This window comes from Paenibacillus larvae subsp. larvae (genome assembly GCF_002003265.1).
GTDB classification, from domain to species: Bacteria; Bacillota; Bacilli; order Paenibacillales; family NBRC-103111; genus Paenibacillus_H; species Paenibacillus_H larvae.
On sequence record NZ_CP019687.1, the window covers coordinates 3,083,400 to 3,095,920 of the forward strand.

Genomic DNA, 12,521 nt, shown 5'->3' on the forward strand with positions numbered 1-12,521 from the left:
TCATTATTTGGGGAAGAAAAGCTGTTGGATACCGGATTTAGGCAGCATCATCTGCAGATAATACTTCCAGCCTTTATCCATTTTGGTAAAGTTATTTTCCATAGGAGCGCTTACGACAAGGACTTTGCCGTCTTTTGTCCAAGTTTGCTGCTCCCCTTCCCCTTTGAGATATTGCTGTTTGTTTTCCTCGCTGATCTGATTCCACAGCAACTCGGGAAAGGCACAAACAGTAAGCAGCCATCCCTTCTTCGTATTATCTTTTAGCAGAAATTGTACCTCATGATAAGAACCGGGGGAATTAGGGACATCAAGAGTATGCTCCTTTTCACGGGTTATATATTTTCCTTCCCATGACTTGGGCAGATTTAGAGAAAAGCCTGCTTTTTCATTATGGTATTCCATAAAACCTTGAGAAGCAGCCTCCTCCTCCCGGCTGGTAGACAAGTCTATCGCAATCAAGGCAATAATGAAAAAAAGACCGAATGTCAGGATGGTTACTGCTTTTCTCATCATGGACTGCCCTCCGTACTCTTCCGTTTGGATCGTTCTGAAACGTTTCTATTTGCTGTTTATTCCATTATAATAAAATTTTCCATCTAACTTTGTTACGATCTGTTTACAATCTTTCTTTTGCTGTACTATACCGTTAGAAATTGCTAAAAACCTAAAAAGCCTGAGGAGAGACTTTTCTCTTCTCAGGCTTCGATTGGTTTATCCAGCCGCATCTTCCAACAGTTGTACCCTTTTCTGATAATCTTCTGAACGTTGACGGTCTCTCTCCAATATAGGGCTGAGATACTGACCCGTGTAGGATCCTTCTACCTGTACTACATCTTCTGGAGTTCCTGTTGCAACAATAGTTCCTCCGCGATTTCCTCCTTCTGGGCCAAGATCGATCAGATAATCCGCAGTTTTGATAACGTCCAGATTATGTTCAATTACAAGCACAGTATCCCCATTTTCCACCAAACGATGGAGTACCTTCAGCAAGCGGTCTATATCATCAATATGAAGCCCTGTAGTCGGCTCATCAAGTATATAAATGGTTTTTCCGGTACTGCGCCGGTATAATTCCGAAGCCAGTTTAACCCGTTGGGCTTCACCACCGGACAAAGTAGTAGCCGGCTGTCCCAGTTTCATATATCCAAGACCAACATCAAGAATGGTTTGCAGCTTGCGTTGGATTTTCGGGATATTTTTGAAGAACTCGCAGGCATCCTCGATCGTCATATCCAATATATCTGAAATGTTCATGCCCTTATACTTTACTTCCAGCGTTTCCCGATTATACCGTTTGCCTTTACATACTTCACATGGGACATAAACATCCGGCAGGAAATGCATTTCTATCTTAATGATGCCGTCCCCGCGGCAAGCTTCACAACGACCGCCTTTGACGTTAAAGCTGAACCGGCCCTTCTTATAACCACGAACCTTAGCTTCCGTAGTGTTGGCAAAGACATCCCGGATATCATCAAACACTCCCGTATACGTTGCAGGATTAGAACGTGGTGTCCGACCGATGGGGGACTGATCGATATCGATGACTTTATCAACATGTTCCAACCCTTTTATCTCTTTGAATTCACCTGGGCGTGTCTTGGCGCCATTTAATTCGCGGGCCAGCGTTTTATATAAAATTTCATTAATTAATGTGCTTTTACCTGATCCGGATACCCCAGTCACACAAGTGAATACCCCTAATGGCACTTTTACATTCACATTCCGCAAATTGTTCTCCTTAGCACCTTTTAGTTCGATCCATTTGCCGTTAGGTTTACGGCGCGCAGCCGGGACAGCGATGAATTTGCGGCCGCTCAAATATTGGCCAGTTAAGGATTTCTCATCCTTCATCACTTCTTCGGGAGTTCCTTGGGATACTACTTGTCCTCCATGAATCCCTGCTCCGGGACCGATGTCGATGATATAATCCGCAGCCAGCATCGTATCCTCATCGTGCTCAACCACAATAAGGGTATTACCCAGATTTCTCATATGTTCCAGTGTTTGAATTAATCTGGTATTATCCCGCTGGTGAAGTCCAATACTCGGCTCATCCAGAATGTATAGCACTCCCATCAGGCTGGATCCGATTTGGGTTGCGAGGCGAATCCGCTGTGCCTCACCGCCAGACAAGGTTCCCGCTGAACGGTGCAAGGTCAAATAATCAAGTCCAACGTTGACCAGAAATCCCAGTCTGGATCTGATTTCCTTAAGAATCAGCCTCGCAATGGCCAATTCGCGGTCGGAAAGCTCCAGGCTTTCAAACCACTTCTGGGCCTCTCCAATAGAAAGAGAGGTAGCGTGGGCAATATTCTTGCCGTTAATCGTAACGGCAAGCGTCTCGGGCTTAAGCCGCTGCCCTTTACATTTCGGACATGGTTTCGTGCTCATATATCCTTCGATATGTTCCCGGATGCCATCGGAATACGTATCCCTATAGCGGCGCTCCAGATTGCGCACGATCCCCTCAAAAGGTACCAGGGCATCTTTCGTAACGCCAAAGTCGTTTTCATAACGGAACCGGACCTTTTCCCCTCCAGTTCCATAAAGCAGGATTTTCATCTGTTCGTCTGTTAGTTCTGATACAGGTATATCAGTAGGAATATTGTAGTGGGTGCATACCGCTTTAAGAAACTGCGGGTAGTAATTGGATGTGCTTCCCGCCCAGGTTTCAAAAGCCCCATCTTCAATCGTTTTATTTTTATTGGGAACAAGAAGGTCCGGGTCCACAATCATTTGACTGCCCAGTCCGTCACACTCCGGACAAGCCCCGAAGGGACTATTGAAAGAGAACATGCGGGGAGCCAAATCGTCAATACTGAAACCGCATATTGGGCAGGCCAAGTTTTGACTGAACAGTAGTTCTTCCTGCTCCATCACATCGACAATGACCCGACCCCCTGCTAAATTCAGAGCTGTCTCCAATGAGTCAGCCAAACGGGTTTCTATATCCGGTTTCACCACAATTCGGTCGACAACGACTTCAATCGTATGCTTTTTATTTTTCTCCAGGGATATTTTATCGGAAACGTCCATAACTTCCCCGTCAACCCGCACACGCACATACCCCTGCTTTTGAATATCCGCGAACAGTTTCGTATGCTCGCCTTTCCGTCCGGAAACAATTGGAGCCAAAATCTGAAGTTTCGTTCTTTCGGGATATTCCATAATACGATCCACCATTTGTTCAATGGTTTGGGATGTGATCTCTGTTCCGTGAACAGGACAGTGGGGATGCCCGATCCGGGCGAAAAGCAGCCGAAGGTAATCATAAATTTCGGTGACTGTACCTACTGTAGATCTCGGGTTCCTGCTTGTTGTCTTCTGGTCAATCGAAATTGCCGGAGATAATCCTTCAATGGAATCCATATCGGGCTTATCCATCTGACCCAAAAATTGGCGGGCATAGGCCGATAGGGATTCCACATACCTCCGCTGCCCTTCTGCGTAAATCGTATCAAAAGCCAGGGAAGATTTCCCTGAGCCGCTGAGCCCGGTCAACACTACAAATTTGTCACGGGGTATGATCACGTCAATGTTCTTGAGATTGTGAGCTCTTGCTCCTTTTATGACGATATTGTCTCTGGCCACTTTGGTACCTTCCTCTCCTAACTAAACTTATCAATACAGAATTATTTGGCTTCCCTTTATTACCAGTTTGGACGAAAATACCCCCATTTTAACCCAGGGAGTCCAATTTGATCGAAGCAAAGGGGCCTTATTCTATACAAGGAGTGCAAACAGCTTCTATCGCCGTTTGCACTCCGTTCAGGCTTCTACAGTTCTACCTTCAATTCAAGGACGGCATCACGAAGTTCAGCTGCCCGTTCAAATTGCAGATTCTTGGCCGCCTCCTTCATTTCTGCCTCCAGACGTTCTATCAGCTTCATGCGGTCACGCTTGGACATCTTCGCTGTCTTAACCTCAGCCAAGTACTCCGTTTTCTGTTCAGCTACCTTCGTAGCCTCAATTACATCACGAATTTTCTTTGCAACGGTTGTCGGCGTGATACCATGTTCCTTATTATAAGCTTCCTGGATAGCCCGGCGCCTTTCTGTCTCACGAATCGCTTTATCCATGGAATCCGTAATCTTATCGCCATACATGATAACCCGGCCTTCGGAATTACGTGCGGCCCGGCCAATCGTCTGGATAAGTGAACGTTCTGCACGGAGGAATCCTTCCTTATCCGCATCTAAAATAGCTACAAGGGATACTTCAGGCAAATCAAGGCCTTCCCTGAGAAGGTTGATTCCAACAAGAACGTGGAAGGTACCTAGCCTTAGATCACGCAAAATCTGCATTCTTTCCAAAGTTTTAATATCCGAATGAAGGTATCGGACTTTAATCCCCACTTCCTTCAGATAGTCCGTTAAATCTTCCGCCATCTTCTTGGTCAGTGTTGTCACCAATACCCGCTCATCTTTGGCTATGCGGTCCTGGACCTCGGCAAGGAGATCATCAATCTGTCCCTTGGTAGGCCGGACTTCAATAATTGGGTCAAGCAAACCTGTTGGACGGATAATCTGTTCCACCATCTCCGGACAATGCTCCAATTCGTAAGGACCCGGTGTTGCCGAGATATAAATAGCCTGCTTTACCTTCTGCTCGAATTCCTCTAACTTCAACGGCCGATTATCCAGTGCTGACGGCAGGCGGAACCCGTGTTCAACCAGAACCGTTTTTCTGGCCTGGTCTCCGTTGTACATCGCCCGGATTTGAGGCAGCGTCACGTGAGATTCATCGATCATCACAAGCATGTCATCCGGAAAATAATCGAGAAGTGTATAAGGGGTAGATCCCCTTTCACGGAAAGTTAGAGGACCGGAATAGTTCTCAATCCCGGAGCAAAAACCCATCTCCAGCATCATTTCCATATCATAACGGGTCCGCTGTTCCAGTCTCTGGGCTTCCAACAGCTTACCTTGGCCGCGAAGCTCTTCCAATCGCCCTTCCAATTCCCGTTCAATATTTTTGACGGCCAGTTTCGTCTTATCTTCGTGCGTAACAAAGTGAGAAGCGGGGAAGATCGCAATATGTTCACGTTCCCCCAGAATTTCTCCGGTGAGTACATCAATTTCCGTGATACGTTCAATCTCATCGCCGAACAATTCTACCCGAACGGCCTGTTCACTCCGGGATGCCGGGAAGATCTCAATCACATCCCCGCGAACCCGGAAAGTACCCCTGACGAAGTTCATATCATTACGCTGATATTGGATATCCACCAGGCGGCGAAGAATGTCATTCCGGGATTTCTCCATACCAACACGCAAAGAAAGCAGCAAAGACCCGTATTCCTTAGGGGAACCCAAACCGTAAATACAGGATACACTCGCCACAACAATGATATCCCTGCGCTCAAACAATGAACTCGTAGCAGAGTGACGAAGTTTATCAATCTCATCATTAATGCTCGAGTCCTTTTCTATATAAGTATCAGACGAAGGAATGTACGCTTCGGGCTGATAATAGTCATAATAGCTGACGAAATAGGAAACCGCATTGTTCGGAAAAAATTCCTTGAATTCGCTGGCCAGCTGTGCGGCTAAAGTTTTATTATGAGCAATAACCAGCGTGGGTCGGTTCAACTGAGCGATCACCTGGGCAGCCGTAAAAGTTTTCCCTGTTCCTGTCGCTCCCAGAAGTGTTTGATGAGCTTTACCCTGTTTTACACCCTCTACCAGCTCAGCAATTGCCTTAGGCTGGTCACCTTGCGGACTGTACTCAGAAACAAGCTCAAACTTTTTATCGCTTTTTACAATTTCCATTTCACTCACTTATATCACCCGCAGTTCAGGATTCGAAGGACTATAAACTTTCCATTTACTTTTTCCGATATTAAATTAGACATTCCGGCAAACCAAAATAAGAATATGTGTTCCCGTAATATTATACCTTTTTTCTCTTTTTGTTGCAAACGGTCAAAATTTTCCTCTGTCTTTGTTTTACTCCTTTTTCACCTGGGCGAAAAAAAACAGACGGAGGTTTACATTTATAGTGGATCAGGGGTGGTACAATCGTGGATTTAGCTACATTATTAGGATTGATAATTGGGCTTGGAGCCTTGATTGGGGGGTTTTTATGGGATGGTGGACACCTCAGCTCCCTAGTCATACCTAGTGCGATGCTGATTGTGTTCGGAGGTACAATTGGTGCGGTAGTAGTGAGCTTTCCTGGCTCCGTATTGAAAAAAATACCAAAAGCGCTGGGCATTGCCTTCAAGCCGGCTAATACCAATCCTATTGAAACTATCGATGACATCGTGGATATGGCAACCATTGCCAGGAGGGAAGGTGTCCTGGCCCTTGAACAACGCGCACAGGAACATCCAAATGAATTCCTGCGTGACGGTCTTATGATGGTTGTAGATGGTACCGATCCGGAACTGACCAGACAGATTCTAGAGTTGGAAATGGACTCTATCGAACAGCAAAATGAGGGAATGACCAAAATGTTCGAGTCGGCCGGCGGATATTCACCCACGATGGGTATTATTGGTACAGTGATGGGTCTGATTCACGTGCTTGGAAATCTCGAAGATCCATCTGCTCTTGGTCCGGCTATTGCTGTTGCTTTTACGGCTACTTTGTACGGGGTTATGGCAGCGAACGTTATTTATCTTCCGATTGGCAATAAGATCAGAATTCGCAGTAAAGAACAAATTTCCCAGATGGAACTGATGCTGGAGGGGATCCTGGCTTTACAAGCCGGAGAAAACCCGCAATTAATCAAGAAGAAACTAACCTCCTTCCTGAACGAAAAAGAATTAAAACAGGCACAAGGAGAGGATGGTGCTAACCTTGGCACGGAGATCTAAGAAGCCGGAAGAACATGTAAACCATGAACGATGGCTTGTAACCTATGCGGACCTGATAACACTTTTACTGGCGTTCTTCGTGATCATGTATGCCATGAGTAAAGTGGATGTGAATAAATATGAGGTCCTGGCTCAATCATTAAGCCTGCAATTCAAGGAGAGCAATTCGATTCTTTCTATGAATAGCGGAGTCTCCGGTCAAAATATGCCGCCAAAATCTACAGTCGGTGAAATCACGGACAAGAAAACGAAAGAACGGCAAGCCGCAGCCGCTGACATGGAGCGCAAGGAAAAAGAGCTGCAGGATATTCTCAAAACGGTACAAGCTTACATAGAGGAAAATCATCTGGAAGCCCAGATAGCGGTCGGCAATTCGGAAAGAGGAGTTTCGGTAACGCTAAAAGACCTCTTCCTGTTCGATCTTGGAAAGGCGGAGCTTAAACCGGAAGCCTATCCGGTACTGAACAAACTTGCTTCCCTCTTCCCGACGCTGGATACCAAGATCAGTATTGAAGGCCATACGGACAACATCCCTGTAAGGACAGGCTCGCCTTTTCAGGACAACTGGGGATTATCCAATGCCAGATCACTTTCAGTATTGCGCTATTTCACAACCAAAGCAGATCCAAAAATAAGTGACAGCAAATTCATGTCAACCGGATATGCAGATACTATACCGGTTGCTCCTAACGATAGTATGGAAAACAGGGCCAAAAACCGCCGGGTTGAAATTGTTATATTAAGGTAACAAGTGAAATTCGGTATCTCTGATTATTCAAAATTAAGCCAGCCTGGCCCCAAAAAAGGGTGCGGCTGGCTTTTATTATATTTTCATTACGAAAATCGTTTACAAGACCCGGTTTAGCTATATTATGCTCACTTCTTGTGATGATTTCGGCATACTTCTCGCTTGGGTTTGTCCGGCATCTTCCATCATCCATAGTTTTACTTCTGATTATAGGCTTCTTTATACAGCTGATAAATGTCCCTTTATTTGCCTATATGCAAACGACTACCGAGGCTAATATGATTGGCAAAGTCATGAGTATGTTTTTATCCGTTGGAACCGGATTAACTCCATTTTCATTCGTTTTGATTCTTATCTTTTACATCTTCATATGATATCCAATTGATTATCCGGTTTTTGGAGCCTTCCTGATTTCCAATATTCGAAATTTGACTTATCAAGATTGAATAAACTCGCCCACCCCTTAGCCTGCTTAACTTGTCCCTTAGTTCTCCTTAGCGTCACTCTCCCCTTCACTCAGAAACAGATTACCGTTACTTTCAACGTACATTTCCCCGGGGTATCATGCCTATTTTCTGAACAAAAGGCATAGTGGAGCTAGGGCAACGCAAGAGAAGGGGGACACGCTCCTACCCGTTCAATCAGTACTTATGCTGACTTGCCGGTGTTGTTCCTGAGAAGACCGGTTAATTTGCTTCCCAAGTAAGCAAAAAGAGTAACCTGCGTTGTCTCCACGTAATACATAGCGTTTTGGTCCGGGGATAGTAAAATGCCCAACTGATAATGGTCCGTATCGAACACAGCCCGGTGCAAAAACTTGATTTCCCCTTGAAGGTTCACAACTTCAAGCTTGCAGAAGGCCGCATTGATACGCAGTGCCTGATGAAGTCCCTCTTTCGTATGGACACGAATCCCATTGACCTTGTGTACCAGTTCCCCGGGCACAAGACTCATTTCTTCTGCCGGACTATTCGGCAGAATAGCCAGGATCTTCAGTCCACGCCGTTCGTGAACAAATATAGGGCTGCGCTGCGTTTCATCCCATCGGCTGTACCAGACGAGGCCTTCATGCAGCGCAATGGAGAGGAGGGCTGCCACAATCGTCAGCGGCCCCCACAGGTGGGCCAGCACGGCTGTAAGCAGCACCGCTGTTCCATAGAGCGCCAGCAACTTGGCGCTCCAAACCGTTTTGTCGCGGGGAAAACGCGACACGGTAAGCTCGGCGAAGCCGATCATGACGGGGAAGGACAATAATGTCCATCCCGTCTCCAGGCTGCCTCCGAACAGCGGCTGCCAGGGCAGCAGCACACTGCTGTCCCCCTGGAAAGGCACAAGAAGGAAGAGCGGCACAGGCCAGAAGTTTTGCATCTGGTACCCGCCGACGACATTGCCTCGCTTTCCTTCCAGAAACAGCGGAGTAGACAACCGGGTTCCCTGGCGGGCCACAAGAAAGGCCTCAAGCAAATGCAGCACGCCAACCAGTGCAATGAGCGAGGGAACGTCTGTCTCGCGAAGAACCGTAAGCAGCTTCAAGCCGAAGCCATCCGTAACTTTATCTTTCAGCAGAGGTACCAAGAATACTTGAAGAACACCTAACAGGCCCGCTGCATAAGCAAAACAGAAAAACCGGACCCGAAATAAAATCAGGATAAAAGATAATACCCAAAGTATAATCATCGTATCCATGCTGAGGGACGTACCGATAAACAGCATCAGAATAGAAGCAATCAGCCCTCCGATCCAGCCCCATAGCAGGGTCCGCCATGTTTCGGCAAGCAGCGAATGAAGCCGGGTATGAAATAACTTTCGTTCAAATTGAATCTGTTTCCGGTACTGCAGTACTATGAAAATTATACCCAAGTAATAAAAAGGATTGATCACAATTTGCATTAATCCGCCTGTAAACTTGTTCCAGAATTCGATAAGCATACTCATCCTACAGGAATCTCCTTACCTCAGGATAAAAGAAAATAAGAAGGTTGAGCCATCAACCTTCTTATAACATTTCGACCCGACCCCGTTTTTTCCTGCCGTTCCGGGAAAAAACCATAATCTGCCGATTTATTTATACGGTTATTTAAATGTATCAAGCGCCGCTTGAAGCTGAGTATCATTTGCCGGATCTTTGATCGCTTCAATCGTTGCCCGTTCCAGCTTCGAAGCCGTATTTTCATCAATCTGGCCGGATACCGTCAAACCTTTGGCTTTTTGAAAAGCTTTGACAGACTCCTCTGTAGCGGCACTAAAGTATCCATCCGTACGATCCGGTTTGAAACCGGCCGCCGTCAGCATAAGCTGGGCATTTTTGATATCCTCACCGTTCTCATCTCTCTTAAGCACTGATTTTTTGGAGAGTGGTGCGGCTTTATAAAAAGCCGGGGGGTCTACCTTCTTGGTAGGTTCAATACCTTTTTGATGTATCCAGTTGCCATCAGGCGTCAACCATTTGAACTGGGTAATCTTGATATTGCTGCCGTCACTCAGTTCCTTGCTGGTTTGAACCGTTCCTTTCCCGAAGGAGGTTTCGCCGACAACTTGGCTGCCTACAGCCTCTTTAAACGTACCCGCCAAAATTTCTGAGGCGCTGGCGCTTCCTTTGTTAATCAATACCGTAACCGGATAATTCTTGGTCTTATCTCCTTCAGAGAGTTGGGGAACTTTCTTCCCTTCCTTGTTTTCGATCTGAACAATGGCTTTTCCTTTTGGTACAAAAGGCTGCACAATGTCCACAACGGAATCAAGAAGACCTCCCGGATTATTCCGGACATCAATAGTTAGGCCTTTCATTCCTTGCGATTCCAGCTGAGCCAGCTGCTCCTTAAAATGCTTTGCCGTATTGGTCGAAAACTGGGTAATTTCAATTTTGCCGATTTTGTTGTCCAGCATTTTCGAAGTAACGGTTTCTACATCAATTTTATCCCGTATTACGGTCAGGCTGACAGGTTCGCCGGATCCGCCCCGGAGGATTTCCAGCTTGGCTTCCGTTCCCTTTTCGCCGCGGATTTTCAATACGGCCTGGTTCACGGTAAGTCCATCCAGCTTCTCTCCGTTCACGGAAACAATAATATCATTAGCCTGAATGCCTGCCTTCTCGGCAGGGGAATTCTTGATCGGAGACACGACCTTGATTTTCCCGTTCTCCGATGTCACTTCAGCCCCAATCCCTTCGAAGGAGGACGAGATGCTTTCACTGAACTGCTTGGCTTCTTTTTCATCCATATAAGATGTATACGGATCTTCCAAAGCCTGAACCATACCATGAATGGCTCCATTAATCACTTTATCATGGTCAACAGGAGAGAGAAACTTCTCCTCAATGACCTGATACGTACTGGCGAGCTTGTCCACATCCTTGCTCGTGAACCCGGAAGCTTTCGCGGGAGCGGCGCCTGTCACCTTGCCTTCCAGCCCGAAAGCGTTCGTCCGGACCACAGTCAAGGTCAGCAGACTGCTTGCAAGCACGGCCAGCAGGACCATTGCCAGTACGGTGCGTCCTCGAAATCGCACTGTTTCATCCACCCCTTTGCCTTCCTTGCCATTTCAGCTTGTATTTCTTCTATTATAGGACAAGCTTTGCCAGAATATGCTTTTCTCTTCGCAAATAACATTAAAGAATATAAGGTTTAGGATCTACGAGGTTCGCCTTCGCATTACCGCCTTTACGAACTTCAAAGTGAAGATGGTTTCCTGTTGAATTCCCCGTCGAACCTACCTCTGCAATTTTTTGTCCCCGGGATACTTGCTGCCCGTCTGAAACCACAATGCCGCCGTCACGTATATGACCATATAGGGTATAATTGCCGTCTGGGTGGGCGATCATGACACAGTTTCCGTACCCGTTCATCCAGCGTGCATATACAACCGTCCCTGACTCCGCAGCCAAAATAGGGGTACCATTTGGTGCTCCCAGATCAACCCCATTATGGAATTCGGATGACTGGCCGCCAAACGGATCTTGGCGGTATCCGTAATCGGAAGTTATTGGAGCACGGAACGGAAGCGGATAACCATAGTGTCCGCCTACCGGAGGGTTAGTAGTGACCCTTCCGCCGCTGCTGCCTCCGGTACCCGGTTTAGGTTTAGCAGGAGCTACATTCGGCGTCGGGGTTGGTGTTGCAAGTGCTGCCACACGCTGCTGCTGCAAAGCTTTCTGTTTTTTGGCAATCTCCCTGAAGATGGCTTCCTGCTCTTCCGTTTCCTTTACATATTGCTGCTCACTGGCGGAGAGTGAAGCAACCTTCACTTGCTTTTCTTTTTCCTGAGCTACTAAAGTAGCCTTGATATCATTCGTTTTGGCATAAAGCGTTTTTACCTCAGCCAGTTGGTTTTCTACTTCTTTTTTCTTTTGGGCAATTAAATCACGATCCTGCTTATTGGCTTCCAGGAGGTCCTTATCCTGGCCTACAATGGATTTCAATGCATTCATCCGGTCAAAGAAATCCGTCAGGCTCGTGGAACTCAGTACCACATCTATGTAGGAAGAAGAATCCGTCTGATACATGACTTTCACGCGGGACTTTAACTTCTGGTCCCGGGCTTCTACTCTTTTTTCAGCATCATCCAACTGTTTGGCGTTTTCTTCCAGATTTCCGGTTACTGTAGCGATCTGCACATTTAAGTCATCCAATTTTTCATTGGTAGCATTCAATTCGTTAATGATGGCATTAATATCTTTATTCACTTGGGCTTTTTCCGATTGAATCTGCCCTGTTTTATCCTGCGCTTCCTTGGATTTCTTTTCTGCCTCGGACTGCTGATTTTTCAGGTCTCCCAGCTGCTTGTCAATCTCCGTCACAGATGATGCTGCCAATGCGTTATAAGGAACCGCTGATAAAGCCAGGCTGCAAGCTACTGCCAAAGATAAAAATTTCTTTTTCATTCGTTCTCCTCCTAAATCGTAAATCGCTTTTACAAATTTCGACTAGTGTTAGATTCGGCCTGTTTTAACCA

The 12,521-nt window shown here is 46.4% G+C and carries 8 protein-coding genes; 2 read left to right on the plus strand and 6 right to left on the minus strand.

Annotated features, from left to right (window positions below; genetic code table 11):
• Positions 1-3: 3 nt before the first annotated feature.
• From BXP28_RS16045 to uvrB, 3 genes are all read right to left on the minus strand, one after another.
• The gene (locus BXP28_RS16045; protein ID WP_023483131.1) at positions 4-513 is read right to left on the minus strand and encodes a hypothetical protein; all 510 of its coding nucleotides are present in this window, start codon (positions 511-513) and stop codon (positions 4-6) included.
• Positions 514-711: 198 nt separating this feature from the next.
• The gene (uvrA, locus tag BXP28_RS16050) at positions 712-3,594 is read right to left on the minus strand and encodes an excinuclease ABC subunit UvrA (protein ID WP_023483132.1); all 2,883 of its coding nucleotides are present in this window, start codon (positions 3,592-3,594) and stop codon (positions 712-714) included.
• Between the two features lie 185 nt (positions 3,595-3,779).
• A complete protein-coding gene (gene uvrB, locus BXP28_RS16055; RefSeq protein ID WP_023483133.1) occupies positions 3,780-5,774 on the minus strand; it encodes an excinuclease ABC subunit UvrB in 1,995 nt (664 codons plus the stop codon).
• Positions 5,775-6,025: 251 nt separating this feature from the next.
• On the opposite strand from uvrB, the gene BXP28_RS16060 reads away from it, so the two are divergent.
• Both BXP28_RS16060 and BXP28_RS16065 read left to right on the plus strand, forming a co-directional pair.
• Complete coding sequence (locus BXP28_RS16060; protein ID WP_024092935.1) at positions 6,026-6,823, plus strand: flagellar motor protein; 798 nt, start codon at positions 6,026-6,028, stop codon at positions 6,821-6,823.
• Complete coding sequence (locus BXP28_RS16065) at positions 6,798-7,571, plus strand: flagellar motor protein MotB (protein WP_309555316.1); 774 nt, start codon at positions 6,798-6,800, stop codon at positions 7,569-7,571. Before BXP28_RS16060 ends, BXP28_RS16065 begins: the two co-directional genes overlap by 26 nt.
• Positions 7,572-8,219: 648 nt before the next feature.
• Here the strand turns inward: BXP28_RS16065 and BXP28_RS16075 are convergent.
• From BXP28_RS16075 to BXP28_RS16085, 3 genes are all read right to left on the minus strand, one after another.
• Positions 8,220-9,506 (minus strand): PDZ domain-containing protein, encoded by a 1,287-nt coding sequence (locus BXP28_RS16075; protein ID WP_036655759.1) that lies wholly within the window; start codon positions 9,504-9,506, stop codon positions 8,220-8,222.
• 138 nt (positions 9,507-9,644) lie between these two features.
• The gene (locus BXP28_RS16080; RefSeq protein WP_036657328.1) at positions 9,645-11,078 is read right to left on the minus strand and encodes a S41 family peptidase; all 1,434 of its coding nucleotides are present in this window, start codon (positions 11,076-11,078) and stop codon (positions 9,645-9,647) included.
• A 100-nt stretch (positions 11,079-11,178) separates the two neighbouring features.
• The gene (locus BXP28_RS16085; protein WP_023483138.1) at positions 11,179-12,450 is read right to left on the minus strand and encodes a murein hydrolase activator EnvC family protein; all 1,272 of its coding nucleotides are present in this window, start codon (positions 12,448-12,450) and stop codon (positions 11,179-11,181) included.
• Positions 12,451-12,521: the final 71 nt, after the last annotated feature.